At 71.1% G+C, this 25,817-nt stretch carries 25 protein-coding genes; 14 read left to right on the top strand and 11 right to left on the bottom strand.

All coding sequences use genetic code 11. From position 1 onward, the window contains the following. The first annotated feature begins 103 nt into the window (after positions 1–103). Complete coding sequence (locus P3T37_RS29185) at positions 104–1,117, top strand: alpha/beta hydrolase (protein ID WP_280726916.1); 1,014 nt, start codon at positions 104–106, stop codon at positions 1,115–1,117. Between the two features lie 5 nt (positions 1,118–1,122). Here P3T37_RS29185 and P3T37_RS29180 read toward each other — a convergent pair whose 3' ends face one another. From P3T37_RS29180 to P3T37_RS29155, 6 genes are all read right to left on the bottom strand, one after another. Then, positions 1,123–1,617 carry a GNAT family N-acetyltransferase gene (locus P3T37_RS29180; RefSeq protein WP_280726915.1) on the bottom strand — a complete coding sequence of 165 codons (495 nt, stop codon included), beginning with the start codon at positions 1,615–1,617 and terminating at the stop codon, positions 1,123–1,125. 22 nt (positions 1,618–1,639) lie between these two features. Beyond that, positions 1,640–2,740 (bottom strand): PLP-dependent cysteine synthase family protein, encoded by a 1,101-nt coding sequence (locus P3T37_RS29175; protein ID WP_280726914.1) that lies wholly within the window; start codon positions 2,738–2,740, stop codon positions 1,640–1,642. A 78-nt stretch (positions 2,741–2,818) separates the two neighbouring features. After that, positions 2,819–3,097, bottom strand: coding sequence for an SHOCT domain-containing protein (locus tag P3T37_RS29170; protein ID WP_280726913.1), 279 nt, complete (start codon positions 3,095–3,097; stop codon positions 2,819–2,821). Positions 3,098–3,251: 154 nt separating this feature from the next. Next, positions 3,252–3,782: a hypothetical protein gene (locus P3T37_RS29165; protein ID WP_280726912.1), complete on the bottom strand. Its 531-nt coding sequence runs from the start codon at positions 3,780–3,782 to the stop codon at positions 3,252–3,254. A gap of 178 nt (positions 3,783–3,960) precedes the next feature. Then, on the bottom strand, positions 3,961–4,191 hold the full coding sequence (locus tag P3T37_RS29160; RefSeq protein ID WP_280726911.1) for a DUF397 domain-containing protein: 231 nt from the start codon (positions 4,189–4,191) through the stop codon (positions 3,961–3,963). Between the two features lie 2 nt (positions 4,192–4,193). Next, positions 4,194–5,066, bottom strand: coding sequence for a helix-turn-helix transcriptional regulator (locus P3T37_RS29155; protein WP_280726910.1), 873 nt, complete (start codon positions 5,064–5,066; stop codon positions 4,194–4,196). A 269-nt stretch (positions 5,067–5,335) separates the two neighbouring features. Between P3T37_RS29155 and P3T37_RS29150 the strand changes: the two genes are divergently transcribed. From P3T37_RS29150 to P3T37_RS29110, 9 genes are all read left to right on the top strand, one after another. Next, positions 5,336–5,815, top strand: a complete 480-nt coding sequence (locus P3T37_RS29150) for an ATP-binding protein (RefSeq protein ID WP_280726909.1) — start codon at positions 5,336–5,338, stop codon at positions 5,813–5,815. 62 nt (positions 5,816–5,877) lie between these two features. Next, on the top strand, positions 5,878–7,194 hold the full coding sequence (locus P3T37_RS29145) for a UDP-N-acetylglucosamine 1-carboxyvinyltransferase (RefSeq protein ID WP_280726908.1): 1,317 nt from the start codon (positions 5,878–5,880) through the stop codon (positions 7,192–7,194). Next, positions 7,191–8,426, top strand: a complete 1,236-nt coding sequence (locus P3T37_RS29140) for a metallophosphoesterase (RefSeq protein WP_280726907.1) — start codon at positions 7,191–7,193, stop codon at positions 8,424–8,426. Before P3T37_RS29145 ends, P3T37_RS29140 begins: the two co-directional genes overlap by 4 nt. Beyond that, positions 8,423–8,959 carry a dCTP deaminase gene (gene dcd / locus P3T37_RS29135; protein ID WP_280726906.1) on the top strand — a complete coding sequence of 179 codons (537 nt, stop codon included), beginning with the start codon at positions 8,423–8,425 and terminating at the stop codon, positions 8,957–8,959. Before P3T37_RS29140 ends, dcd begins: the two co-directional genes overlap by 4 nt. After that, entirely contained in the window at positions 8,959–9,495 is a 537-nt protein-coding gene (locus P3T37_RS29130) for a deoxycytidine triphosphate deaminase (protein ID WP_280726905.1), read from the top strand. The genes dcd and P3T37_RS29130 overlap by 1 nt, the downstream gene beginning before the upstream one ends. After that, positions 9,492–10,604 carry a glycosyltransferase family 4 protein gene (locus tag P3T37_RS29125; RefSeq protein WP_280726904.1) on the top strand — a complete coding sequence of 371 codons (1,113 nt, stop codon included), beginning with the start codon at positions 9,492–9,494 and terminating at the stop codon, positions 10,602–10,604. The genes P3T37_RS29130 and P3T37_RS29125 overlap by 4 nt, the downstream gene beginning before the upstream one ends. Before the next feature lie 86 nt (positions 10,605–10,690). Next, on the top strand, positions 10,691–11,734 hold the full coding sequence (locus P3T37_RS29120; protein WP_280726903.1) for a serine hydrolase domain-containing protein: 1,044 nt from the start codon (positions 10,691–10,693) through the stop codon (positions 11,732–11,734). A gap of 185 nt (positions 11,735–11,919) precedes the next feature. Then, positions 11,920–12,879, top strand: coding sequence for a hypothetical protein (locus P3T37_RS29115; protein ID WP_280726902.1), 960 nt, complete (start codon positions 11,920–11,922; stop codon positions 12,877–12,879). 196 nt (positions 12,880–13,075) lie between these two features. Beyond that, complete coding sequence (locus tag P3T37_RS29110; protein ID WP_280726901.1) at positions 13,076–13,921, top strand: hypothetical protein; 846 nt, start codon at positions 13,076–13,078, stop codon at positions 13,919–13,921. 195 nt (positions 13,922–14,116) lie between these two features. Here P3T37_RS29110 and P3T37_RS29105 read toward each other — a convergent pair whose 3' ends face one another. Beyond that, a complete protein-coding gene (locus P3T37_RS29105; RefSeq protein WP_280726900.1) occupies positions 14,117–15,313 on the bottom strand; it encodes an ROK family protein in 1,197 nt (398 codons plus the stop codon). A gap of 137 nt (positions 15,314–15,450) precedes the next feature. On the opposite strand from P3T37_RS29105, the gene P3T37_RS29100 reads away from it, so the two are divergent. Next, positions 15,451–16,695, top strand: coding sequence for an MFS transporter (locus P3T37_RS29100; RefSeq protein WP_280726899.1), 1,245 nt, complete (start codon positions 15,451–15,453; stop codon positions 16,693–16,695). Positions 16,696–16,705: 10 nt separating this feature from the next. Continuing rightward, positions 16,706–17,227 (top strand): HutD family protein, encoded by a 522-nt coding sequence (locus P3T37_RS29095; RefSeq protein ID WP_280726898.1) that lies wholly within the window; start codon positions 16,706–16,708, stop codon positions 17,225–17,227. Here the strand turns inward: P3T37_RS29095 and P3T37_RS29090 are convergent. Continuing rightward, positions 17,215–19,149 (bottom strand): galactose oxidase early set domain-containing protein, encoded by a 1,935-nt coding sequence (locus P3T37_RS29090; protein ID WP_280726897.1) that lies wholly within the window; start codon positions 19,147–19,149, stop codon positions 17,215–17,217. The genes P3T37_RS29095 and P3T37_RS29090 overlap by 13 nt on opposite strands. Before the next feature lie 340 nt (positions 19,150–19,489). On the opposite strand from P3T37_RS29090, the gene P3T37_RS29085 reads away from it, so the two are divergent. Continuing rightward, a complete protein-coding gene (locus P3T37_RS29085; protein WP_280726896.1) occupies positions 19,490–21,823 on the top strand; it encodes a hypothetical protein in 2,334 nt (777 codons plus the stop codon). A 60-nt stretch (positions 21,824–21,883) separates the two neighbouring features. Here the strand turns inward: P3T37_RS29085 and P3T37_RS29080 are convergent, their stop codons facing one another. Then, on the bottom strand, positions 21,884–22,642 hold the full coding sequence (locus P3T37_RS29080) for an acyltransferase (protein ID WP_280726895.1): 759 nt from the start codon (positions 22,640–22,642) through the stop codon (positions 21,884–21,886). 98 nt (positions 22,643–22,740) lie between these two features. Continuing rightward, entirely contained in the window at positions 22,741–23,523 is a 783-nt protein-coding gene (locus P3T37_RS29075; RefSeq protein WP_280726894.1) for an enoyl-CoA hydratase family protein, read from the bottom strand. A 141-nt stretch (positions 23,524–23,664) separates the two neighbouring features. On the opposite strand from P3T37_RS29075, the gene P3T37_RS29070 reads away from it, so the two are divergent. Then, on the top strand, positions 23,665–24,468 hold the full coding sequence (locus tag P3T37_RS29070) for an ATP-grasp domain-containing protein (protein WP_280726893.1): 804 nt from the start codon (positions 23,665–23,667) through the stop codon (positions 24,466–24,468). Positions 24,469–24,484: 16 nt separating this feature from the next. On the opposite strand, the gene P3T37_RS29065 is transcribed toward P3T37_RS29070, so the two are convergent. Then, positions 24,485–25,783, bottom strand: a complete 1,299-nt coding sequence (locus P3T37_RS29065; protein ID WP_280726892.1) for an MFS transporter — start codon at positions 25,781–25,783, stop codon at positions 24,485–24,487. Positions 25,784–25,817 lie beyond the last annotated feature (34 nt).

Raw genomic sequence — 25,817 nt, 5'->3', positions numbered from 1 at the left:
GGGTGACTCTACCCACCCGGCCGCCGCCAATCGGCGGTCAGCGGGTGGCGACGCCCGCCGGGCGGCGGTGGGAACGGCAGGGTGGCCGGGCGAGGCTGGACCCATGAACCGAGCAGTACTGGGCAAGGAGCAGACGATGACGACCGCGAAGAGCAGCCGACCGCCCTTCGACCCGGAGTTGGGGGCGATCCTCGCCTCCTTCCCGGAGGACATCCAGGCGGTGCTGTCGATCGGGCCCGAGGACATCCCCGCCTTCCGGGCGGTCAACCGGTCGATGCGCCCGGAGGTCGAACTGCTGCGCCGGGGCGGCGCGGTGGCGATCGAGGAACGCCTCGTCCCCGGCCCGCAGGGCGCGCCGGACCTGCCCGTGGTGATCATGCGTCCGACCAGGGGCCCCGGGCCGTGGCCGGCGATCTACCACATCCACGGCGGCGGGATGGTGTCCGGCGACCAGTGGGAGATGGCCGAGACACTCGCCGGGTGGGTCGATCTGCTCGGCGTGGTCGGCGTCTCGGTCGGCTACCGCCTCGCGCCCGAACACCCGCACCCGGCCCCGCTGGAGGACTGCTACGCCGGTCTTGAGTGGACCGCCCGCAACGCCGAGGAGCTGGACATCGACCCGGACCGGTTGATCATCTGGGGTTCCAGCGCGGGCGGCGGCCTGGCCGCCGGAATCGCACTGCTGGCCCGCGACCGGGGCGGCCCGGCGCTGGCGCACCAGATCCTCCAGGGTCCGATGCTGGACGACCGCAACCAGACCCCGTCCAGCCACGAACTGGACCGCGAGGGCTTCTGGGACCGTACGTCCAACCTGACCGGCTGGAGCAGCCTGCTCGGCGACGCCCGCGGTGGCCCGGACGTGTCGCCCTACGCCGCACCCGCCCGCGCCCAGCACCTCGGCGGGCTGCCGCCGGCCTTCATCGACGTGGGCCAGGTCGAAACCTTCCGCGACGAGGCCCTGGAGTACGCGGCCCGGCTCTCCCGGGCCGGCGTCCCGGTCGAACTGCACATGTGGCCGGGGGCCTGGCACGGGTTCAGCTCGGCGGCGCCGCAGGCCGCGATCTCCCAACTGGCCATCGCCGCCCGGACCGCCTACCTGCAGCGCGTCCTGGGCTGAGCAGCCTAGGCCGGCGTCGCCGCGTAGTACTTGAGTTCCGCGTCCTCGTGCGTCAGGGCCATCCCGGCGGCCAGCATCACGCGCTGCGAGGGGACGTTGCCGTGCTCGGTGTCGCCCAGCAGCCGGGTCACGCCCCACCCGCCGGCGGCGGCCAGGATGCCGCGGACCGCCTCGGTCGCGTAGCCCTGGCCGCGGGCCGACTCGGCCAGCCCGTAGCCGATCGAGACCGAGCCGTCCGCGTCGGGGGCGCCGTGGAAGCCGATCCCGCCGATCGCCTGGCCGTCGGAGCGGCGGCGGATCTCGTAGCCGCCGAAGGGGTGGGTGTCGCCGCCGACTGCGGCGTGGCCCCTGACGAACATCCGGGCGCCGACCCGCTCGCCCTCGGCCGGGTAGTCGGCGGCCCAGTTGTCGTCCGGGGCGGCCTCGCCCGCCGCCACCCGCTCCGCCTCGGCGATGGTGAGGGGGTGCAGGATCAGGCGCTCTGTCAGAAGATCATTCATGACAGAGTGACTATCACATCGCCTACTCCGCAGACCAGGCCCCACCAGCCAGGAACGCCTCCAGCGCGGCCTGGTAGGGCGCGATGTCCAGACCCTGCTCGGCCAGCCAGGCGTCCGAGTAGTACTTGTCGAGGTAGCGGTCGCCCGGGTCGCAGATCAGCGTGACCACGCTGCCGTGCTCACCCGCCGCCCGCATCTCCGCGACGATCTTCAGCGCGCTCCACAGCCCGGTGCCGCTGGAGGCGCCCGCCTTCTTGCCGAGCACGCTCTCCAGCACCCGGATCGCGGCGATCGAGGCGGCGTCCGGAACCTTCATCATCCGGTCGATCGCGCCGGGCACGAAGCTCGGCTCCATCCGCTGGCGCCCGATCCCCTCGATCCGCGAGCCGCGCTCGGAGGTGGCCTGCGGGTCGTGGTTCAGCCAGCCGTCGAAGAACACCGAGTTCTCCGGGTCGGCGACGCAGATCCGGGTGTCGAACTGCTGGTAGTGGACGTACCGGGCGATGGTGGCCGAGGTGCCGCCGGTGCCGGCCGTCGCGACGATCCAGGCGGGCTCCGGGTGCGGCTCGCGGCGCAGCTGGGCGAAGATCGACTCGGCGATGTTGTTGTTGCCGCGCCAGTCGGTGGCCCGCTCGGCATAGGTGAACTGGTCCATGTAGTGCCCGCCGGTCTCCGCGGCGAGCCGCATCGACACCTCGTACACCTCGCAGGGATCGTCCACCAGGTGACAGCTGCCGCCGTGGAACTCGATCAGGTCGATCTTCGCCCGGCTGGTCGACTTGGCCATCACCGCGATGAACGGCACCCCGACCAGCGCCGCGAAGTACGCCTCCGAGACGGCCGTGGAGCCGCTGGACGCCTCGATCACCGGCTTGCCGGGCCGGATCCAGCCGTTGCACAGCCCGTAGAGGAAGAGCGAACGGGCCAGCCGGTGCTTGAGGCTGCCGGTGGGGTGGGTCGACTCGTCCTTGAGGTAGAGGTCGATCCCCCACGCCTCGGGGAGCGGGAAGCGCAGCAGGTGGGTGTCGGCCGAGCGGTTGGCATCGGCCTGCACCCTGCGGACGGCCTCCTTGAGCCAGGCACGGTAGGAGGCATCGGTACGGTCCACATCCACGGTTTCCATGAACCCATCGTAATCGATAACTACGATAAGTAACTTTAACCGCAGATCCAGCCTCCGCTTATCGACCCTCTCCTCCCCTCAGCTGTCGTCCTTGCCCCGCTCTATGAGCACGCTGCGGCGCGCGCGGTACTCCTCCTCATCGATCTCCCCCTGCGCATAGCGGCGCCCCAGCACGGCCAGCGGCCCCTCCGACCCGCCACCCCAGGCCATCCCGTAGCAGCCCCGGCGCCGCCACACCGTCCGCCGCAGCACCGCGAAGACGATCACCAGGAACACCAGCCAGCCAAGCGGGAACAACAGGAACCAGGCGCCGTGGGGCCACCCGTGGTCAGCGAGCAGAACGGTTGTCGCGTTCATCGTTCTTCCATCTCCTCGGTCTCACGCCCCGGCGACCTACCACCCCGGGTCCGTCCCCCAAAGACTCCCGCCACCCCACCCCACCGCGCGTCCCCCCACCGGGGACACCTGCCCTACCCCCACGGGAGTACGCGGCGACGCCGCCCGTACTCCCTCACCACCGGCCGTCCCACCAACGCGGCGCGTCGCCGTCCGGCGTCTGCGGGCTGGCGAAGCTGAACGGCACGCCGAGGCGCTCGGCCAGCGCTCGGCCGACAGTGTCGGCCTCCTCGGCCTCCGGCCAGGCGGGCGTCCGTTCGTTGAAGAAGCGCAGATCGGTGCCGCGGCGGCTCTGCGCGAGGAAGAACTCGCGCTGCGGGTCCTTCGTCACCGCGAACAGCACGACGAACCAGCCGTCGGTGTCACCGTCCCAGACCGCCTCGACGGCGTCCGGACGGACGGGCAGCGCCTGCACCGCAGCGAACAGCGTGCCGACGTCGAGCGGCTCGGTCGGCGTGAAGAGCGGCCGCCCGATGGCCTCGTACCGCCCAACCACGATGTCCATGGCCTCGTAGATCCCCGGCCTGTCGGCGTCGAAGGCGTTCCTGATCGCCCGCACGGCAAACATCCGCCGGTCCTGCCGCACCAGCGCATCCACCTCGGATCGGACGTCCTCGGGCAGCAAGGCCCAGATGTCATCTTCCACGGCCTGAATTCAACCGCCCACCCCCAGGATGCGCCACGCACTTTTCCCACTGCACTGAGTCGCGTACCCCCGCCCACCAGTTCAGCGTGACAGGGACGATGACGGCGGCGGTTGACCCAACCCATGCTGGGGTCAACCGCCACTTCACTGCTGACCGCACGGGCAGCCCATACCTCCGTCAGATCAGGTGATCGAAAGCACCGGCCTTCGCCCCGAGGATCATGGCCTTGATCTCGTCGCGGGTGTAGACGAGCGGCGTCTGCTCGGGCCGCTTGGAGTCGCGTACGGCAACGAACGCCCCGGTCACACCGAACTCCACGCAGTTGTCATTGCCCCCGCTGAACGGGGACTTCTCCCAGGTGACGCCGGAGAAGTCCAGCTCGGCCGGGTTGGGCTTGGTGGTGCTCACGCTTACAGCTCCTTGAGGATCTTGCTGATCTGACTACGGGTCTCGGGTGGGCCGAGGGCACGGGCCCGCAGGTGGTCGAAGACCTCGGTGTAGCGCTCCACATCCTCAGATCCCTCGAAGTACACCGAGTTGGTCAGATTCTCCACCCACACGACGTCCGGATTGGGTTCGGGGAAGCCCATGAGCATGAACGATCCGTACAGACCAGGATGGAAGCCGGCGGCGAACGGAAGGAGCTGGAGTGTGATGTTCGTGCGGGGCGCGACAGCCAGCAGGAGTTCGAGCTGACCCTTCAGGACTGTCGGTGTGCCCTCGATCCGCCGTATGGCCGCCTCGTCGATCACCGCCCAGAGCTTGGGCGCGCCCTCCCGACCGAGGACCTTCTCCTGACGCTCCATCCGTACTTGCACCAGGGCATCCACTTGTTTTGCAGTCAGGTCCACGCGCATCTCGGTGATGACCTGGCGCGCGTAGTCCGCGGTCTGCAGCAGCCCGGGCATCAGCTGCGGTTCATAGGAGCGGAAGCTCGTCGCGCTGGACTCCAGTGCCAGGTAGCCGCCGTACTGCGTGGTGTTGATGACGGCGGAGTACTTCTTCCACCACTGCTGCCGCTGAGCCTGGTCAGCGCGGACCAGGTCGAGGATGTCCTCCCGGTCCACCGGTTCGGTGACCCCATAGCAGTCCAGCAGAGCCTTCACCAGGACCGGGGTGGTACCCCTCTCGCCGTTCTCGATCCGGCTGAGCGAACTCTGGTTGACCTCCACGATCTCCGCGACCTCGGTGAGCGTCAACTCCTTGGCGTCCCTCAACTCTCTGAGCCGAGACGCAAGCTGACGGCGATACACGGACTGTGGTGCCGGATTCCTCTTCGCCATGGCGCAAGTCTCCACCTCGATCGAGGTGGAGAGCAACCGGTTCGAGGGAATTCTGGCTGGGCATATTGCCTAACTCTGGCAGGGCGCGGCATGCTGACCACAGGTAGCGAAGCGTGACCGAGTGATCGCGCTTCGTGGCACAGGTCGCTGCCTGCCTTGCGTCGACTTCGGGAGCTTTGCCCGCCCGACGTCGACCTTCCTACTCATCCCGTGTGCGAGCCCTCCCATGCCTGTGGCTGCGGCTTGCTCTGTCGACTGGGAAGCCTGCCGTGTACGAAGACCACATCCGCTCGCCCTACGAACCCGAACTGGCCACGTGCGGCTTCTTCCTGGTGCCCCGCCCGGGCGGCTTCGTCCTGCACATGAGCGCCAGCGCCGAGCACATCAGCGAGATGCGCTCACATGTCTTCAAGACCGTTTGCACGGCCGGGGCAGCCGAGCCGATCGCCGACGCCGCTCGTTTGGTGGCCAGCGAGCTGGTCGGCAACGTGGTGCGGCTGTGCGGCCCGTGGGCCCCGGTGGTCGTCCGGGTGACCAGCACCGATGAACAGATTCTGGTGGAGGTCCATGACCCGGTGCAGTCCGTGATACCAGACCGGCAGGCTGAGCCTCCGGACAGCGCATACGCCGAGACGGGTCGCGGCTTGCGGATCCTCGATGTTCTCGCTCCGGGCTGGACCGTGCAGCGCACTCCGGTCGGCAAGCGGATCACCTGCACGCTGCCGCGCGAGGAGACCGCGGCGGCCTGATCGATCCCGATTCAGTAACTGACCTGCAGCACCGTCCCCCTCCTACCACCGTGGAGGCTTTCATGACTCTCCTCTCCATCCCCGCAACGCGCCCGGCCATCACCATCCGCCCCGGGCCCCCGCTGGCCGGCCTCGTACGTGTGGATGGCTCCAAGAACGCCGCGCTGCCGCTGTTGGCCGCCGCCGCGGCGATCCGCAGCCCGGTCCATCTGGACAACGTTCCCGACAGCTCCGACGTGCAACAGATGCTGACTCTGTTTCAGGGGTCGGTATGCCATATCGCTCACTCTGTAGCCGACCCGCAGGCGGTAGCCCTCGTGCCGCTGGACGGCCACCTGCCGGTGCCCGACCTCCCGGATGCCGCCGGCATCCGTGCCTCCTACTACCTCGTACCCGCGCTGCTGGCAGCCTGCGGTCAAGCCAGGCTGCCATGGCCCGGCGGATGTCGGATCGGCGAGCGGGGCATAAACGAGCATTTCAAGGTTTATGCGGCCTTCGGTGACAAGGTCGAGACGGACGGCGCCGGGTACCAGGTCACCTCCTCCGGGGATAGCCCACGGCAAGTGGTGATCGATCTGCCGTTCCGCTCTCGGGGCGCGAGCGTCGCAGCTGTACTCCGCGCTGTGGTTAGCCGACACCGGCTGCTGCTGCTCAATCCCAATCTGTCCCCGGAGTTCACCAACACGCTGGACTTCCTGCGGCTGGCCGGCTGGCGGATGGATCTCAGCGAGGCCAACCTGTCCATCGAACCGCCTTGCCAATCTGATGATTTGGCCACAGTGGCCTGGGCGGTGCCGGGCGACAAGATCGAGGCCGGCACACTGGCCTGCGCAATCGCCGCAACTGGAGGCAGCGGTCGGATCGAAGGCGTGCGCGGCCAGGACACCGTCCCCGTCCAGGAGGCTCTGAACCGCCTGGGTGTCCCCGCTCTGGCCGAGCCCGATGCCTTGATCCTGCCCGGCGGCGGCACGCGGTGCGGCCGACCTCTCTCCGCCATCGCGTCGCTCCTCCCCGGCGGCCTGGACGCCGACTTCGAACCCGCCCTGATGGCGCTCGCTCTGGGACTGCCGGGCACCCACCTGTTCGCTGACGCCATCAACCCCGGTCGACACGGCAACCTCGTTCCCCAACTTCGAGCTCTGGGGGCCCGGATCCAGGAAATCTCGCCCACCGAGTGCCTCCTGACCGGACCTCAGCGGCTGAGTGGCGCAGCCGTCGAGGCGACCGACATCCGCACCGGTACCGCGCTGCTCATCGCCGGGCTGACCGCGCGCGGCACCACTACAGTCACCGGCCTGGGGCAGCTCAAGCGCGGCCACGCCGACCTGCCCGCCAAGCTCCGTGCCCTCGGCGCCGACATCACCGAGGTCACCCGATGACCGCGACCACGCGCACACTTGAGCGGATCGTTGCAACCACTGACGTCCACTCCAACCTCGCCCAGATCACCGGCATGCTTGCTCAGCTTCATGCCGAGCGCAGGCGGTCACTGGTGGTGGACTGCGGGGACTTTTTTGAGGGCACCGGCTTCTATCAGCTTGCAGGCGGAAGCATCGAGCGGCAGATCCTGCTGTCACTGTACGACGTGATCGCGCCGGGCAACCATGGCTGGAGCCACCACTTCGAGCCGGGCCTGCGCAAGCTGACGGTGTGCGCGAACGCCGTCGACCAAGCGACCGGCCGCGAGCTGTTCCGCCCGCTGCACATGGCGGAGATCGGCGGCCGGCAGGTGGCAGTCACCGCCGTCATCAGCCCGCAGGCGTTCGGCGCCATCCCGCTCGACCAGCGCGCCGGACACCACGTCACCAACCCGGTGCGGGCCCTGCGCGAGCTGTTGCTCGCACACCACCACGAGGTGGACGCGTGGATCCTGCTGTCGCACTCCGGCTTCGAAGAGGACCTGAAGCTGGCCGACGCCTGCCCGTTCCTGGACGTCGTTTTCGCCGGGCACTGCCATAGCGAGCACTACGGGCCCGAGCCAGTCGGCAAAACGCTCGTGGTCAAGGGCACGGAACTCGGCGCCGGGTACGCGCTTGCCGAGCCCGTCGGCGCCGACTGGACCGCCCACCCCTGCCGCTTCCCCCACACAGCCACCCTCCCCAGAGACTTGAAGGCGATCGGCGAGGAGATCGAGACGATCAGCGCGAGGCTGAACGCGCCACTCGGACAGGTGGCCGAACGCTGGCGGCACACCGTGCCCGACCGGCGCGAGCTGCTGGAGACCGTCGCAGTGCGGCTGCATTCCGGTCTCGGCGCCGAGTCCGTGATCCTCAACGAGACCGCTCTGCGGCCCGTGCAGCTCGGCGAGGTGTTGCACCTGGCCGAGCTGCTGGCCATCGAGCCGTTCGGCAACCAACTCGTCCACGCAGACCTGCCCGAAGCCATTTCCGGGGACTTGGCCGGTCTGCTGGCCAGCCTCACCGATCGGGCCGGGCCGCTCGTGGTAACCCCCCCGCTGCCGCCCGGCATTCGCAGCGTGCTGACCACCGACTACCTCGCCGAGACCTTCCGGGCCGGCCGCGCGCGCCAAGCCGGGCTCCAACTCGGCCAAGCCGTCCGGCACGTCCTCACCGAGCCCCAGCCCGACCCCGTCGATGGAGAAGCCGAATGATCCTCACCGGACCTGAGATCGCCGCCGCCGTCCGCGACGGCCGGGTGCGCATCGCCCCGTTTGCGCCCGACCAGGTCAACCCCAACAGTTACAACGTCCGCCTGGGCCGCATTCTGCTGACCTACACGGGCGACGTCATCGACGCCCACCACCCCAACCCGACCCAGGAGATCGAGATCGGACCAGGCGGGTTCGTACTCCAGCCCGGCGAGCTCTACCTCGGCCACACCGTGGAGGAGGTCGGCTCCGACACCTTCGTACCGCTGCTGTTCGGCCGCTCCTCCGTCGGCCGACTCGGCCTGTTCGTCGAGATCACCGCCCCGATCGGCGACATCGGCTTCCACGGCCAGTGGACCCTCATGCTCTCCCCGACCCGCCCCCTGCGGGTCTACCCGGGCATGAAGATCGGTCAGATCATGTTCTTCGTCTCCGTCGGCTCGGTCGACCTGTACTCCGGCAAGTACCAGGCCGCGCTCGGCCCGCAACCCTCCAGTTACTGGCGTGACCAGACTGGCACGGAGGCGGTGGCCTGATGATCCTCACCGGCCCCGCCATCGCCGCCGCCGTCACCGCTGGCGAGATCGAAATCGACCCCTTCGACCCGGTCCGGCTGTCCCCGAACGCCTACGACTGGCGCCTGGGCGAGACGTTACGGATGTGCGACGGCGACCTGGACGCCGCCGTACCCACCGCCTTCGCCGAAACCACCATCCCCGCCCACGGCCTGGTCCTGGAGCCGGGCGTGCTGTACCTCGGGGTGACGCTGGAGCGGACAGGGTCCGAGCGGTACGCGCAGATGCTCAATGGCGACCGCACCACCGGCTCGCTCGGTATTTGGGTCCACGTCTCCGCGCCACTGGGCCACGCCGGTCACGCGATCCGCTGGACACTGGAGATCCGCGCCGCCAAGCCCGTGCGGGTCTGCCCCGGCATGACCTTCGGCAAGCTGATCTTCCTTCAGACCTTCGGTGCCCCGGCCAGCTACCAGCAGCTCGGTCTCAAGTACGCGAACACCGACGGCATCGACATCTCCCGCCTCTACGAGGAGATCCCCGGAGGCGCCCGGTGACCACGCCCGAAAGTCGGCCGCTGGTCGCCACCTGCCTCGACCTGCCCGCCGGCAGCCCCGGCGGCAGCGTCGAACTATTCCGCGACCTCTACACCGGCGAACACCCGCTGATCCCCGCGCGGGCCTTTATGCTCCTGCCTCCCGGGGGCCGACCCACCCTCCCCGCCGGACTCGAACTGCTGGCCGTCACCGGCAAAACCCTCCAAGGGCCCGCCTTCCGACGGTACGTCGCCGCGCTGGGCCAAGCCCTCACTCACTCCCTGGCCCCGGAACGGATCGGGGTGCTGCACCTTCAGCACCTGGCCTTCGGCGCCACCCCGGCCCTGATGCGACCCCTGCCCCAGCACCCGCGAATCGCGCTGGTCCACGGCACCGACCTGCTCTTCGCCGAGATGCACCACGACCAGTTGCAGGTCCTGCGCAAGACCGCCCGCCTGGCCGACGCGATCGTGGCACCCACCACCGCCATGGCCGACCACCTGACCCGCCTCGCACCTCAGACCGACCAACGCAAGATCCACCACATCCCGTGGGGCATCCCCGACCACCTCCTCACCCGCCCGCCCACGCCGCCCAAGCGCACCACGACCAGCCACCTGCGACTGCTGTACGCCGGGCGGCTCACCGCCGAGAAGGGCGGCGACGTCCTCATCAAGGCCCTGGCCGCCGCCAAGGGGATCGAGCTGAGCATCGCCGCCCCGAGCGCCGAGTTCCACGGGCTGACCCCACTGATGCGCCGGGCCGGCATCCACACCCGCTACCTCGGCTGGCTCCGCCGCCCCCAGCTGTGGAAGGCATTCACCGAGCACGACGCGCTCGTCATGCCCTCCACCACCCTGGAGGCCATGGGCCTGGTCGCCCTCGAAGCCCAAGCCTGCGGCCTCCCCGTCCTCTACCAGCCCGTCCCCGGCCTGCGCGAAGCCCTCGGCAGCTCCGCCCTGGCAACCGACTTCACCAACCCCACCACCATCACCCGCGACCTCGACCGACTGCGGACCTCACCCAGTCTCCTGACCGCGCTGCGAAACGCCGGCCGCGCCAACGCGGCCCGTTACCCACTCAGCACCACCGCAGCCGCCCTGACCGACCTCAGCAAGCAGCTCACCTGAGCGAGGCTTCGCGCCGAAACCCACCCCGCCCCGGCCAGCTCACTACGCTGGCCGGGGCGGGACGTCCACAGCGAATCGGGGAGACGATGACACCCAGCACCGACCGCATCCACCAGCTCCTGGCCGACGGCGTGCGCGACCTGACATATCCCGGGGCTGTGTGGGCCATCGGCGACGCGGCCGGAACCCGGGCCAGCGGCGCCGTCGGCGTCCTCGACCCCACGGAGCCGGGCAAGCCCATGCTGCCGGACACCATCTTCGACGTCGCCAGCCTTACCAAGATCCTCGCCGTCTGGTCCACCATCGGCTCCCTCTGGGAGGCCGGCCAACTCCCGCTCGACAAGCCGCTCAGCGACTACTGGCCCGAAGTATCCGGACACCCGCTCGGCCGGGCCACCGCACGGAACCTGCTGACACATACGGCCGGGGTCCCGCTGCGGGCCCAGCTCAAGAACCTCTATGGCACCGACCCGACCGCCATCCGCGAGGGCGTCCTGCACGAGGCTCTGCACCGCCCGCCGGGCGAGGCCGTCGAGTACACCGACCGAGCCGCCCTCATCCTCGGCTACCTCGCCGAATACCTCTCCGGCCAACCGCTCAACCAGCTCGCCACCAACAAGGTCTGGAACCAGCTGGGCATGGACTCCACCCGCTTCGGCCCGCTGCCCGCAGACCAGGCCGCCCGAAGCGCACCCACCGAACTCGACCAGGACACCGCCACCCACCTCCGAGGCACCGCCCACGACTTCTCCGCCCGACTCCTCGGCGGCGTGTGCGGAATCGCCGGCGCCTTCTCGACCGCCGACGACCTGGCCCGCTTCCTGCGATACATGCTTGACCCCGCAACTGCCCCCGCACAGCCCGGCTTCGGCCCCGGCTGGAGCGAGGAGTCGCTGACCGTCCACACCGGCGGCATGGAGCCCGTCCGCGGCCTCTTCTGGCACCCCGCCCCCGGCACCGACCCCGCCGACCATGTCTGGGTGCACTACGGCTTCACCGGCACCGGCATGTGGATCTCACCCAAGCAGGACCGCTGGGCGATCCTGCTGACCAACAAGCTCTACTACACCCGTGACCGTCAGCCGCTAACAGACGTCCGCGACGCGTACCGCGGACTCGTGTTCGACTGACTTCCTTCCGCTCCAACGAAGTTGAAGCACAGCACGCCTCACATAGACTGTGATCGAGGTCGCTGACACAAGTCGTCGGTCTTACACAAGATCGCGTGGTAGGTCCCGTGATCCCAACCGAACATAGGCGACCCCGGCGGTGCTGGTAACACCCCGGGGTCCGGCAACAGGAGCGCGAACTCCCGATGCGCGTACATCGTAACGCCCACGTGCGTAACTTCACGGTGCTGCCCAATGGCCTGCTTCAGGCCCGGCAGCTGAGCTACACCGCCCGTGGCCTGCTGGCCGACCTCCTCTCCCGCCCGGACGGCTGGCGCGAGGACGGCCGGCACATGGCCGACTCCAGCCCGCAGGGGCGCGGGGCGATCCGCAAGGCCCTCAAGGAGCTGACCGAAGCCGGGTACTACCGGGTCGAGATCATCCGGATGCCCGACGGCACCGTCCGCTCCGAGGCCCGCGTCTACGACACCCCGCAGCTGGCGATACCGAGTGTCCCCCGTCCGGTCTCCGGTCAGGCGACGCCCGGCACCGCTGGCGCCCCTCTTGTAAAGAACCGGCACCAAGAACCCTCCCTCCCCGCCGACCTGGCCGACCAGCCACCGACCAGCGAACCTGCCACCGAGGCGCCCGTAAGGCGGGAGGGGGGCCATGATCTCGTCCATCAGCCTTCAGCGATGCCGGACAAGCAGATCCGCGAGGCGGTAGCGGCCCTGTTCCGGGTGATCCGCGCCGAGCCGCGCCTACGGATCGGCGAAGCCGAGGCGGCGGAGCTGGCACCCCTGGTCGCCCAGTGGCTGGAGCGCGGCAGCACCACAGGCGACCTGGCCCATGCCCTGCTGCCAGGCCTGCCCTGGCCCCTGCACTCCCCGGTCGGACTGCTCCGCAGCCGCCTGGAGCGAAAGATGCCCCCAGCCCACGCTCCCGAACAGCCCTCAGCAGCCCGGTACGCCGAGTGCACCAGGTGCCACGACCCGGTGCCCCAGCCGGGCATCTGCCGGGCGTGTGCCGGCCTCGATACCCGGCAGATCAAGGTCGGAGGCGGCGGCGCTGAAGCGACCCGTGACGGTGCTGGCCGTGCCCGGGCAGCCTTGCGCGCCGCGAAGTCGGCCGTGGGACGCGGGCGGCTGGCCGCGATAGGTGGGTAAGGCGGTCGACGGAAGCCGACCTCGGCCGACCCAGCCGCACTGGCGCTGAGAGGCGACCCGTGAGAGCAGCACTTCCAGGCCCAGGTCTGTTCGTTGGTTCCTCAGCAGGACCGCTCGGCAGCCGCCCGGGATCTCCCTTTCCGGTGCTCGACGGGCCCGCGCTCCCCTGTCCACCACACCCAATCCGAGGATGCGCATGTCGACACCGTCCTTAGCCCCTTCCGCCACAAATTCAGCCGCTGATCAACGCACCCGAGTCCTCACAAAGGAAGTCCTCCAACTCAGCGCGAGCCTGCTCGCACTGCTGAGTCTGTTGATGTTCGCTCTGAGTTACTTCGCGGCCAACGAGTACTTCCATGCCCTCGGCCTGACGCCGGAGCAGGCTGGGATCGACAAGCAGACGTTGCTCACCCGGGTTGGCGCGATCGCCTCGGTCCTCATCGCAATCTGCTTGCCGACCGTGTACTCGCTCGGATTGCTTGCCAAGCGTCTGATCCCTCACACCCCGCTCAGGGTGTTGCACGAGTCCCCACTAGCCAAGAGTCTGGCCTTCGGGAGTGTCCTGGGGGTTCTGGTCTGCGCACCGGGCTGGCATCCGATGGATCACCCACGCGAGGTGCTCGTCATCGGCGCGGCTGTCGGGGCGGCTGCCTATAGCCCCATGGCCCATCATCTGGTTCTCAAGGGTTTCTCCACGACCTCCCTGTGTCTGGCGGGTCTGGCTTTGGGCTGCCTGGCTACGGCACCAGCCCTCGGTGACCAGGCCCACACGGACGCGCTCGATCTGCGTGAGCACGGCAGGATCACGTTCCTCGCCTGGAACATCGGCGTCCGAGCGACACTCGCCGACGCCACCTGGACCGACCTGGGGGATGCGCACCGCCGGGGAATGATCATCTATCTGGGTGAACAAAACGGCATGGCGGCCTTCCTGCCGTGCGGCGAACACGCGGTTCAACGAGTACCCAGCGCGCAACTGCGCTTGTCACTCTTTGGCACGGACTGGGGCAGCCACGTCGTGTGCACTGGCGCGCTAGGTTGAACGCGATGTCGCATGGAGGACGGCGCGATCCGGGTTGATCTCGGGGCACTTGGGGCACATAGGGCTAAGACGCCGGTGACCAGTGCCAACTGCTGGAGGTAGTCCGCAGGTCAGCGGCGCTTTGGCGATAAAGCAGCAGGTCACGGCCCTGCCCGCCTCACTCGCTGCTCAAGTAGGGCAGCTCCGGCCCCTCCCTCACCGCGCCGCCAGTTGGGGGTCGGTCAGGTAGGGCTGCCAGGCGAGTTCGGCGGCGCCGACCAGTTCGGCGTATTCCAAGTCGGCGGGGACGATGCTGACTTGGCAGATGCGGCCCCAGAGGCTGCGGTCTGCGACGACTGAGCGCAGGTGGTCGGGGGCGGCGGCGAGGAGGTCGCGGTGGAGGCCGCTGAGGACGATGCGGTCGGGGTTGAGGATGTTCGCCAGGCCGGCCAGGCCGATGGCCAGGAGCTTGGCGACCTCGTCCACGGCCTTGCGGGCGCGCGGGTCGTGGTCGGCTTCGCGGGTCAGGGTGCTGGCCTGGGCGAGGAGGGGGAGGTCGGGCGCCGGGGTGCGGCCGGCGGCGGCGAGGAGGGCCTGCGGGTCGGTCTCGACGTTGAGGCAGCCGCGGTTGCCGCAGGGGCAGTCGCGGCCGCAGCGGTCGACCGTCAGGTGGCCGACCTCCAGGGCGAGTCCGGTGCTGCCGGTGTGCAGGCGGCCGTCCACCACCAGGGCGCCGCCGACGCCGCGGTGTCCCGAGGTGACGAGCAGCAGGTGGCGGGCGTCGCGGCCGGCGCCGTGGCGGTGTTCGGCGAGCGCGGCGAGGTTCGCGTCGTTGGCGACGGCGGTGCGCAGCGGGTGGCGGACGCGCGGGCCGAGGTCGGCGGCGTTCAAGTGTTCGGCGAACAGGGCGGCGACGGGGGTGCCGCTGGGCCAGCCGAAGTGCAGGGCGGCGAGCGCGGTGCCGTCCGGTTCGGTGACCGGGTTGGGCAGCGCGAGGGCGGCGCCCAGGCAGCGGCGGTGGGTGCTGCGGACCAGCGCGGCGCCGGCCTCGGCGATCGCCCGGAACATCGGTTCGGGCGCACGGTCGGCGGGCAGCGGGTGGTGGACGGGTTCGCCGAGGTCGCCGCCGAGACCGACGAGCGCGACGCTCAGGCCGTCCGCGTGCAGTTGGGCGGCGAGCACGACCGGTCCGTCGGGGGTGATGCCGAGGCGGTGCGAGGGGCGGCCGCGACCGGTGCCGACGGGGTTCGGGTCGACGGTGACCAGGCCGAGGGCCGCCAGTTCGGCGGCGACGGCGCCGGCGGTGGCGCGGGTGACGTCGAGCGCGGCGGTGAGCGCGGAGCGGGTGGGCGCCCGGCCGGTGTGGACCAGCGCGAGGGCCGGGCCGAGCAGGGTGCGACCGCGGTCCGGCATCGGACGGCGGGCGGGGCCGGCGGACGCGGCAGGGCCAGCAGGAGCGGCGGCGCCGGCGGACGCGGCAGGGCCAGCGGGAGCGGCGGACGCGGGGCCGGGGCTTGAAGGAGTGTGCGGCACTCCTCTATTGTGACTTTGTGCCGCTCCTAAACAAAACCCCGACCCACCCGGCAACCCTCCCCCACCCCTCCGCCCCCAGCGCCTGGTCCGCCGCCCGGATCTCGCTGACCGCGATCTTCGCCGTCGACGGCTTCCTCTTCGCCTCCTGGGTGGTGCGCATCCCCGACGTGCGGGCCCAGGTGCACGCCTCGCACTCCGCGCTCGGCCTCGCGCTGCTCTGCCTCTCGGCCGGGGCGGTCGCCGTCATGCCGGTGATCGGCCGGCTCTGTGTGCGGTTCGGCAGCCGGCGGGTCACCGTGGCCGCGCTGGCCCTGCTCACCGTGGCCGTGGCGCTGCCGCCGCACACCCACTCGGTGCTCTCGCTCGGCGCGGCGCTGGCGCTGTTCGGCGCCGGGTACGGGGCGGCCAACGTCGCGATGAACAGCGCCGCCGTCGAGCTGGTCGCCGAGCTGCGACGGCCCGTGATGCCGAGCTTCCACGCCGGCTACAGCCTCGGCGGACTGCTCGGCGCCTCGCTCGGCGGGCTGCTGGCCGGCCCGCTGACGGCCGGGTGGGCGCTGGCGCTGAGCGGGCTGTTCGGCCTCGCCGTCACGGCGGCGGCCGGCACGGTGCTGCTGCGCGAACCCCGAGCAACGGCGGCCGTCGCGCCCGCGGCGACCGCGTCCGGCCCGCTGGTGCCCGCCCGCTACCTGGTCCTGCTGCTCGGCCTGACTGCGCTCTTCAGCTCGTACGGCGAGGGCGCGCTCGCCGACTGGGCCACCCTGCACCTGACGGACGACGTGCACGCGAGCGCGGGCCTGGCCGCCTTCGGCTACGCCGCGTACGCGTTCGCGATGACCGCCGGCCGACTCGGTGGGACCTGGCTGGCGATGCGGTTCGGCCCGGCCCGGCTGATGACGGCCGGCGGTCTGACCGCGAGCGCCGGGATGCTGGTCGCGGCGCTGGCACCGTCGGTGCCGCTGGTGCTGGCCGGGTTCGTGCTGGTCGGGCTGGGGCTGGCCAACCTCTTTCCACTGGCGATCGCCCGGGCCGGGCAGGAGGGCGGGCCGCACGGGGTGGCCACCGCCTCGATGCTCGGGTACGGGGGCATGCTGATCGGACCGCCAGTGATCGGCTTCCTGGCCGACGCGGCGAGCCTGCCGATCGCGCTGACCACGGTCGCCGCGGCGGGCGCGGGCGCGGCGGCACTGGCCGCGCTGGCGCACCGGCCCCGCGCGAGGACCCGAGCGACGACCCGAGCGACGACCGGGACCGCACGGTAGCCTGACGCCCGTGACCCTCCACCAGCTGCCTGCCGCCGACCGCACCGCCACCCCCTGGCGCAACGGCGGCGGGCTCACCCGCGAGGTCGCCGCCGCGACGGACGGATCCTGGCGGGTGAGCCTGGCCGAGGTGGCCGCCGACGGCCCGTTCTCGGTCTTCCCCGGCCTGGACCGGGTGCTCACCGTCGTGACGGGCCCGGGCCTGGAGCTCACCGTCGGCGACGCCCAGCCGGCCACCGTACGACCGCTGCACCCGTTCGCCTTCTCCGGCGAACTGCCCACCACCGGACGGCTGCTGGACGGCCCGGTGACCGCGCTCAACCTGATGGCGCGCGGCCGGTCGCTCACCGTCACGGTCGCCCGCGGACCGGTGGAGCTGCGGCCGGCGCCGGGCGCGACGGTCCTCGCCGTCGACCTCGCCGGCCACGACGCCGTCCAGGTCACCCACCCCGACACTGCGCACGCGCACGACGCCGTCCTGCTGACCATCGGCCCGGCCGGCCCGGGTCAGGAGCACGCTCAGCCGATCTGACCGCCCGAATTGGCCTCCAGCTTCACCCACTTGGCGACGCTCGGCACCCCGGTCGCGTCCAGCAGGAAGAGCAGGTAGTAGCCGGGCGGCGCAGCGGCCGCCAACAGCGGTGTCTGCAAGGTGAGTTGGTTTCCGCTGCGGCCGGTGATCTGCACCTCCACATGCCGCTGACTGGTGTCCACCGAGTGGGTCGAGGTGATCGGCGAGAGCAGCACCGCCCGGGTGACCTTGTCGGGAGTCGAAGTGCCCACCGTGAAGCTCGTGTTGTAGCGCAGCCCGGTGCTGGGCGCCGAGTCCAGCGCGGGACGGCTGCCGGTCTGGAGGTACCAGGGCTCGTAGATCTCGAAGCTGCCGTTCATCCCGGAGGTGATGTCGGGGTTGTTGGCGATCTGCTGCAACTCGTCACCGGTGACGGCGATTCGGCCGTCCGGCAGGATCACCGCGTTGGAGTGGTAGCCGCGCGGCAGGCGCTGGACCGGGCCGAGCTTCCAGTTGCCCTGGGCGTCGCGCATCTCGGTCTGGCGGTACTTGAGGTCGCCGTTCGGGTTGTAGTCGCCGTTGCCGTAGTTGCGGATGTCGTAGGCGCCGTTGACGGTGAAGAGCGAGCCGTCCGGCAGGATCAGCGTGTCGTCCTGGGTGCGGCCGAACGCCCGGGGCTTCTCCTTGCTCCACTGGCCGCCGGAGAACAGATAGGTGTTCGGGTCGTCCCGGTTGCCGCCGAGCAGCAGCATCGAGTCCGGCCCCTTGTATCCGCCCGGAAGAGCCACCGCGGAACCGTAGTTGCGCTGCATCGGGTCGGGACGCGCCGGCAGGTCGGTGCGGGTCTCCAACTTCGGGTCGAACTTCCACTGTTCGCTCGCCGTGCGGCCGAAGCCGTAGATCTTGCCGTCGTTCAGCGAGAAGAGCTGCGGGTAGTCGGTGGTGTACGGCGCCTCGGCCTTGAACTTGTCCACGGGCGCCACCGGCACCACCCCGGGGTCCTTCTGCACGCTGATGTTCTTGGCGGGGAAGCGCTCCACGACCGGGGTCGGCCAGCCCCAACCGTACTCGGACTGCCCGGACATGATCAGCTGCCGACCGTCCTCCCCGGTCACCACGGACGGGTACCAGCGGCCGACCGACATGTCCGCGTTGCGGGTCCAGGCCTCCTTCCAGGGGTCGAAGATCAGCGAAAGCTTCGCCCCGGTACCGAAGTTGCCGCCGAAGTTGCCGCCGAAGACCCCGAGCATCCCATTCGGCAGATAGGCGTGCCCGGCACAGAAGAACGGCGCCGGCCGGGTCGCCCCGCTGCCGTCGTCCAGGGTGACGTCCGGCGGCGGGACGGCCTTGAACGCGGCCGAGCCGGTGCCCTTGGCCGGGTCCCAGAGGTAGGCGCGGCCGGCGTTGTCCTGGCCGATCGTCGCGGTCGGCGCTGGCTCCTGCGTCGGGTCGGCCGTGATCGGCTCGAAGGGGAAGACCAGCACCTTGCCGGTGGGCAGCATCGCGATGTGGTCGCCGTAGTCGGGCGAGGGGAAGTAGTCCGTGAACTTGCCGAAGACCTTGGGGTCGAACGCCTGGTTGAGGCTGAACTGGGTGTTGGTCAGCATGGTGTACCGCGCGGTGCGGACCGACTGCGGGTACGGCGCGCTCACCCGGGTCCCCCGCCGGGCGGCGCGGGACTCCAGGCGGGTCCAGGCCCGGTACGCGGCCTCGTCCTGGCCGAGCGCGGCCACTTCGGCGGGATCGATCTCGGCCTTCACCTGGTCGGCGGTGAAGGCATCGGCACTGAAGGTGTCGGCGGCCTGCGCGGCCATCGCGCCGGCGGGGAGCGGGGCGGCGAACACCGTCGTGGTCGCCAGCGCCGAGACGAGTGCGCAGGCCGACAGGACGGCGGACCGTCCGGCGCGTCCGGCGCGTCCGGCGGGCGGGGTGGTGCGGGACATGGATCTCCTTCAACGAGAGGACAGCGGAGAGGTGGCATGACGGCCTGGGATCCCGTGCGAGGCCGACCGGTCGACACGGAGCGTGAACGGGCTCACCGCCGACCGCCCGCCCGCCCCGGAGTACCAACAGTCCGACTCGAGGAGCCGCGCCGGGACCGCCGCGGATGCTCTCCAGTCTCACGAGCAGGGCGAGTTGTTGTCGCGTCAGGTCGAGCGGACGAGTGACGCAGCGTCGCGGATCGCGACGCGCACGGAGAGTCCCACTCGCTTTGTTCGAATACGCATCGTATCGTCGTGATCACGCTCCGCAATCGCCGGGGCGCTGACCCCCGGAGCCCCCATGACGACACAGACAACACCGACGACCGGCACCACCGGCACGCCCGCAGAGCGGCCGAGCAGCACCGACCTCCCGCTGCGCGAGAGCGACGACATCCGGGGCGACGTCCTCGCCGGCTTCAAGAAGGACCAGATGGTCCTGCTCTTCCTCACGTTCGAGGACGGCGCCAAAGCGCGCACCTGGCTGCAGCAACTCACGCCGCGGATCGCCACTACCAGACAGGTGGCCACCTTCAACAAGGCCTTCAGCGAGGCGCGCCAGCGCTCCGGCGGCGACCCGACCGGCATGCGCGCCACCTGGCTCGGCATCAGCTTCACCTACCAGGGCCTGGAGACCCTCACCGGCAGGCCGCCCTATCCCCCGGCGCCCCTGGAGACCGCACTCGGGGCGTTCCAGCAGGGACCGGTGGCACGGGCCGAGCGGCTCGGCGACAAGGGGCAGAACTCCCCGTCCAAGTGGATCTTCGGCAACAACAGGTCGGAGGGCCGGATCCACGCGGTGCTCACCGTCGCCGCCGACACCGTGGAGGATCTGCAGGCCGCGGTGCGCGAGCAGCGCGAGGCGGCGGTGGCGTTCCAGATCTCGGTGATCTTCCAGCAGGACTGCGCCACGCTCCCCGGCACCCGCCGCGGCAAGGAGCACTTCGGCTTCAAGGACGGCGTCAGCGAGCCGGGCGTACGCGGCTTCGACGAACCCGACCCGCTGCGCCCGGAGTGGGTCAAGGGGCACCCCGGCACCCGGCTGATCCCGGCCGGCGAGTTCGTCTGCGGCCACCCGCAGGTCGACCGCGCGGACATCGGCGGCCCGACCGTGCTGCCCTCCTGGACCTTCAACGGCTCCTTCCATGTGGTGCGGCGCCTGGGCCAGGACGTCCCCGGCTGGTGGGCGCAGGTATCACGGCAGTTGACCATCCTGAAGAACAAGAAGGCGGTGGACGAGGACGTCTCGGTCGAGTGGCTGGCCGCGCGCCTGGTCGGCCGCTGGCGCTCGGGTACGCCGGTGGCCAAGTGCCCGGCCGCCGACACGCCGTTCAACACCGTCGCGTCCAACGACAACGACATCAGCTTCGGCAACGACCTCGACGGCAGACTCACCCCGCTCTTCTCCCACCTGCGCAAGACCAACCCGCGCGACGGCCTGGCGGAGAAGCCCGGCGACCAGCCGTTCCCGGAGGACCCGGTGATGGACCGCCGCCGGATCATGCGCCGCGGCAGCCCGTACGGGCACCCCTTCGACCCCGCGGTGGAGGGTCCAGGCGGCCCGGACTCGCCGCGCGGACTGCTCTTCGTCTCCTACCAGACCGACCTGTTCAGCCAGTTCGAGTTCATCCAGAAGTCCTGGATCGACGACCCGAACTTCCCGCCGAACCGGGCGCAGCTGCCCGGCCCCGACGCGATGGTCGGCGCCGCCGGCACCGTCACCTGGGACCAGGACGGCAGCAACGCGGTCCCGCTGAGCTTCCAGCAGTTCGTGAAGACCGAGGGCGCCGTCTACGCCTTCGCCCCCTCCGTCACCACGCTGCGGGCGCTGGGCGAGGGCCGGCTCCCCGACCAGGACCAGACCGAGCCCGGACAGCCGGTCGACACCTTCCTGCCCTACCCGGACATGCAGCGGGCCAACGGCAAGAGCTGGTACTGGGCGTTCCGCACGGTGGGCGGCAAGCAGGTCTACCGGGTGATCTCGATCGCCGACGGCAGCCAGCACACCGACGTGCTGGAACGCGCCGACGGACCGATCAGCCGCTGGCAGTCCCTGGCCGGCGTCACCTCGCTCGACTTCTTCCTGCCCTACCCGGACATGCAGCGGGTCGGCGGCAAGAGCTGGAACTGGGTCTTCCACTCCGTCGACGGACAGCAGCTCTACCGGGTCGTCACGGTGGCCGACGGCACCCAGCACACCGACGTGCTGGAACGCGCCGACGGGCCGATCAGCCGCTGGCAGTCCCTGCGCGGCGTCACCAAGGTCGACTTCCTCCTGCCGGTGCCGGACATGCAGCGCAAGAACGGCAAGAGCTGGTACTGGCTCTTCCACACCCGCGACGGCGACCAGCTGTTCCGGGTGATCTCGATCGCCGACGGCACCCAGCACACCGACCTGCTGGAGCAGGGTGACGCGCGGATCTCCGAGTTCAGCTGCTTCTCCGGCATCACCCGGATCACCACCGTGCTGCCGGTGCCCGACCAGCAGCGGGTCAACGGCGTGAGCGCGTACTGGGTCTTCCACGGCGGCCAGTACCGCATGATCTCGATCGCCGACGGCAGCGCGCACGAGGACCGCATCGTCGAGCCGGACCGCCCGGTGTCCCGCTGGAAGTCGCTCACCCAGAACAGCTGAACCCACCGGCCCGTCCCGGGACGCGTGACATGCAGCCACGCGTCCCGGGCGCAGCGGCTGTCAGGACGGCTCGTCCGTCGGCACGTGCAGGTCCCAGCCGACCAGGGCGCGCAGCTGTTCGGCAGTGACGCCCTCCGGGAGCGGGCGGGGCGGGTCGGTGCGGAACGGCGGCTGCCAGCCGTCGTCCTCGGTGAAGCTGCGGACCACCCGGGCCGGGGCGCCCGCCACCACGCTGTGGTCGGGGATCTCGCCGCGGACCACCGAGCCGGCCGCGACCACCACGTTGCGGCCGAGCCGGGCGCCGGGCAGGATCACCGCGCCGGTGCCGATCCAGCTGCCTGCGCCGATCTCGACGGGCTCGTTGCGCGGCCACTGCTTGCCGATCGGCAGGTCGGTGTTGCGGTACTCGTGCGCCTGGTCGCTGATGTAGACGTTCGGACCGGTCCAGACGTCGTCGCCGAGCACGATCGACTGATGGCCCACCAGGTGGCTGCCGCGGCCGATCACGCACCCGCCGCCGATCCGGACCACCGGCTCGGGACCGAGGTCGAGACCGGGCAGGAAACCCGCCGATATGGTGACCCGCTCGCCGATGATGCAGAACGGGCCGATCGCGATCGACTGCTCGTTGAAGACCGTCCCGAGCGGGAACGCCAGCTTGCTGCCGTCCCCGAGGGTGTGGAAGCGGTACGGGCCGGGGTTCTGGTTCGACACCGCACCGCGCTCCTGCACCCAGCGCCACCCCTGGTGCACCGCACGGCCGACGGCACGGCGGGCACGGGAGCGGACGGCTGCGAGCGCGGCGGCGGTGATCGACATGCGTTCACCGTATCCGCCGCGCTCCCCCGGTGACCGGCCGGGCGAGCAAGCTCACACCGGTCCGAGCACCGGTCCGAGCACCGTCCGAGCGCCCAGCCCTACTCGGTGGTCGCCCACGGCGCCGGGCGGCGCTCCAGGAACGCGCGCATGCCCTGCTGCGCCTCGGGCGAGCCGAAGAGACGCGCGGACTGCTCGACCCGGGCGTCGGCGTCCTGCTCGAAGGAGCGCAGCACGTCCGCGTTGACCAGCCGCTTGGACTCCGCGAGGCCCTGCGGGGAGGCCAGTCGCAGGGCGGCCAGCAGCTCGGCCAGGGCGGCCTCGGGCTCCTCCGCGGCCAGCGTGATCAGGCCGATCCGGGCCGCCTCCGCCGCGTCGAAGGTCTCCCCGGTCAGGTAGTAGCGGGCTGCGGCGCGCGGCTCCAGCTTGGGCCGCAGCGGCAGCGAGATGACTGCGGGAGCCAGCCCGAGCCGCGACTCGGTGAAGGCGAAGGTGGCGGCCGGACCGGCGACGGCGAGGTCGGCCGAACCGACCAGCCCGAGCCCGCCGGCCCGCACGTGCCCGTTGACGTAGGCGATCACCGGCTTCGGGCACTCCACGATGGCCCGCTGGATGTCGACCAGCCCGCGCGGACCGACCGTCGGGTCCGCACCGGTCGCCTCCGACAGGTCAGCGCCCGCGCAGAACACCTTGCCGGTGTGCCCGAGCACCACGACCCGGACGGCCGGGTCCTTGGCCGCCCCCGCGAGCCCCTGCTCCAACTCGGCCATCAGCCGGCTGGAGAGCGCGTTGCGGTTGTGCGGGGAGTCGAGTTCGAGGGTGGTGACGACTCCCGCGGTGGTGACGCGGACGAGAGGGGTTTCAGCGGGTGCTGCGCTGGTCATCGGTGTGGACCTGCTTTCCGGTATCCGATGTGAGGGTGGGTCGGACTGGACCAAGCAGACTCTGGCACGCCGGACCCCGCTGGGACCAGTGCCGAAATATCCACTGGGCCCCACCCGCCCCACCCGGCAGACTCGGCTGCCATGACCACCACCCCGCGCCTGCTGCTGCTCGCCCCCCGGATCAACGAGACCGGGCTGCAGCTGCTCACCGCCGCCCGCCGCCGCGGATTGCGCGCTCACACCGCCACCGGCTGGGCCGTCCCCGAGGAACTGCGCGGCCTGCGCCCGGCCCACCTGTACGGCGGCCCGCTGTTCGCCGACGCGGTCGGCCGCGACCTCGCGCTCGCCGCCCTGGAGGCGCCGGCCGACTGGCTGACGGCCCTGCCCTTCGAGCTGACCCGGCGCCGGATCCTGTGCACCACGCTCGCCGACGCGCGGCAGCTGCGCCGTCCGGCCTTCCTCAAGCCGCCGGTGGACAAGCTCTTCCCGGCCAGGATCTACCCCGACGGCAGCGGCCTGCCCGGCCCCGACGCGCTGGAGGACGACACGCTGGTGCTGGTCAGCGACGTGGTGGCGTTCGCCCGCGAGTACCGGCTCTTCGTCCTGGACGGTGTGGTGCACACCGCCTCCCGCTACGCCGTGGACGGCAGGCTCGACGTCGCCCCGCTGGACGAGGACGCCCTTGCCGCACAGGTGCTCGGCTTCGCGGGCGAGGTGCTGCGCACGGCGGGCGAGGTGCCGAGCGCGACGGTCGTGGACGTGGGCCTGCTGGCGGGCGAGGCCGGGTGGGCCGTCGTCGAGGCCAACCCGGCCTGGGCCAGCGGCGGTTACGCCTGTGACCCGGACCGGGTGCTCGACGTGGTGCTGCGCGCTGCCGGCCCGGCCGAGGACGTGGCGGCGGCGGACCTGCCGTACTGCCGCGACCTGCCCGCCGTGCTGCGCTGACCAGCAGCCCTGCCCGTCAGGCAGTGGCGGCCGTAGCCCAGCGGACGGCAGGGCGCATCACGGCGCCCGAGGCGGCGAAGAGGGCGCCGAGCAGCAGCCAGCCCGCCAGGCCGTGGCCGACCACGGCGAGGGTGATCAGGGCGGGGCCGATCATCAGCGCGACCGACGCGCCGGTGCTGAACACCCCCTGGTAGCTGCCGTGCGCGCCCTCGCCCGCGAGGTCGTAGCTCAACGCCCAGCCGCCGGCCTGGCTGAGCACCTCGCCGCCCGCCTGCAGTGCCACTCCGGCGAGCAGGACGACGGAGGCGAGTACGGCGGGCAGGCCGTGGGCCAGCCCGAGCACGGCGCAGGAGGCGGCCAGCAGCAGGCCGCCGCGGGCGCAGGCGCGAGCGGCCGCGCCCGGCTGCTCGGTGCCGCGGGTGGCCCGGACCTGGAGGAACACCACCAGCACGGTGTTGACCAGCAGCGTCGCGGCCACCAGCGCCCGGGGTGCGGTGGTGTCCTTGACGACCCACAGCGGCACGCCGATCTCCAGCATCGCGAACTGCAGGGTGAGGAGCGAGTTCAGGCCGGTGACCACCAGGAAGGGCAGGTTGCGCAGCGCCGGGTTGCGCCGGTCCCGCGGGCTCTCCGGTTCGGCTCCGGCCGTCTCCCGTGCGGCCGGCGCGTGTTCGGTGCCGGGCAGGCGCAGCAGGAGCAGCGCGACCAGGGCGTAGGAGAGCGCGTCCGCGAGGATCGTCGCGGTGTAGGCCGGCCGGCTGTCGGCCTGCAGGGTGAGCGCGGCGAGCACCGAACCGGCGCCCATCGCCACGTTGGTGACGGCCCGCAGGTAGCCCCGGCCGGTCACCCGCTGGTCGGCCGGCAGCACTTCGGCGTAGAGCGCGTTGCGCACGGCGGCCGCGCCGCGGTCGACGGCGGCGAGCAGGCAGGTCAGCACGGCGAACGCCGCGAAGCCGTCCACCAGGACGTAGCCGACCGTGCCCAGCGCCTCCAGCGCGATCAGCAGGATCAGCACCGGCTTGCTGCCCCAGCGGTCGGCGGCCCGGCCCGCCGGGATGCCGGCCAGCACTCCGCACAGGCCGGCGACGGTCAGCACCACGCCGACCGTCCCGACGCCGTAGCCCAGGATCCGGGTGAAGTAGAGCGTGCTGACGGTCAGGAAGAGCCCGTTGCCCAGGCAGTTGACCAGCGTCGTCCAGGTCAGCAGCCGCAGCACCGGGTCGCGCGGCAGCAGCCGGGACGCCCGCGGGGACGAGGGCGTGGTGGGGGGCAGGTCGGAGGGCGCGGTCGACACCGCGTCAGTTGTCGTCGTCATGACGAGATCACAGCGCGTCGACCCGCCCCGGGAG

Source organism: Kitasatospora sp. MAA4 (assembly GCF_029893355.1).
Classification (GTDB): domain Bacteria; phylum Actinomycetota; class Actinomycetes; order Streptomycetales; family Streptomycetaceae; genus Kitasatospora.
This window is presented reverse-complemented; position numbering and strand designations above follow the sequence as displayed.

Bases quoted from the DNA above. Each gene is read 5' to 3' on its own strand.
- P3T37_RS29185 (WP_280726916.1), top strand. From the start codon at position 104: ATGAACCGAGCAGTACTGGGCAAGGAGCAGACGATGACGACCGCGAAG.
- P3T37_RS29180 (WP_280726915.1), bottom strand. From the start codon at position 1,617: ATGAATGATCTTCTGACAGAGCGCCTGATCCTGCACCCCCTCACCATC.
- P3T37_RS29175 (WP_280726914.1), bottom strand. From the start codon at position 2,740: ATGGAAACCGTGGATGTGGACCGTACCGATGCCTCCTACCGTGCCTGG.
- P3T37_RS29170 (WP_280726913.1), bottom strand. From the start codon at position 3,097: ATGAACGCGACAACCGTTCTGCTCGCTGACCACGGGTGGCCCCACGGC.
- P3T37_RS29155 (WP_280726910.1), bottom strand. From the start codon at position 5,066: ATGGCGAAGAGGAATCCGGCACCACAGTCCGTGTATCGCCGTCAGCTT.
- P3T37_RS29145 (WP_280726908.1), top strand. From the start codon at position 5,878: ATGACTCTCCTCTCCATCCCCGCAACGCGCCCGGCCATCACCATCCGC.
- P3T37_RS29140 (WP_280726907.1), top strand. From the start codon at position 7,191: ATGACCGCGACCACGCGCACACTTGAGCGGATCGTTGCAACCACTGAC.
- dcd (WP_280726906.1), top strand. From the start codon at position 8,423: ATGATCCTCACCGGACCTGAGATCGCCGCCGCCGTCCGCGACGGCCGG.
- P3T37_RS29130 (WP_280726905.1), top strand. From the start codon at position 8,959: ATGATCCTCACCGGCCCCGCCATCGCCGCCGCCGTCACCGCTGGCGAG.
- P3T37_RS29120 (WP_280726903.1), top strand. From the start codon at position 10,691: ATGACACCCAGCACCGACCGCATCCACCAGCTCCTGGCCGACGGCGTG.
- P3T37_RS29115 (WP_280726902.1), top strand. From the start codon at position 11,920: ATGCGCGTACATCGTAACGCCCACGTGCGTAACTTCACGGTGCTGCCC.
- P3T37_RS29110 (WP_280726901.1), top strand. From the start codon at position 13,076: ATGTCGACACCGTCCTTAGCCCCTTCCGCCACAAATTCAGCCGCTGAT.
- P3T37_RS29105 (WP_280726900.1), bottom strand. From the start codon at position 15,313: ATGCCGGACCGCGGTCGCACCCTGCTCGGCCCGGCCCTCGCGCTGGTC.
- P3T37_RS29090 (WP_280726897.1), bottom strand. From the start codon at position 19,149: ATGTCCCGCACCACCCCGCCCGCCGGACGCGCCGGACGCGCCGGACGG.
- P3T37_RS29085 (WP_280726896.1), top strand. From the start codon at position 19,490: ATGACGACACAGACAACACCGACGACCGGCACCACCGGCACGCCCGCA.
- P3T37_RS29080 (WP_280726895.1), bottom strand. From the start codon at position 22,642: ATGTCGATCACCGCCGCCGCGCTCGCAGCCGTCCGCTCCCGTGCCCGC.
- P3T37_RS29075 (WP_280726894.1), bottom strand. From the start codon at position 23,523: ATGACCAGCGCAGCACCCGCTGAAACCCCTCTCGTCCGCGTCACCACC.
- P3T37_RS29070 (WP_280726893.1), top strand. From the start codon at position 23,665: ATGACCACCACCCCGCGCCTGCTGCTGCTCGCCCCCCGGATCAACGAG.
- P3T37_RS29065 (WP_280726892.1), bottom strand. From the start codon at position 25,783: ATGACGACGACAACTGACGCGGTGTCGACCGCGCCCTCCGACCTGCCC.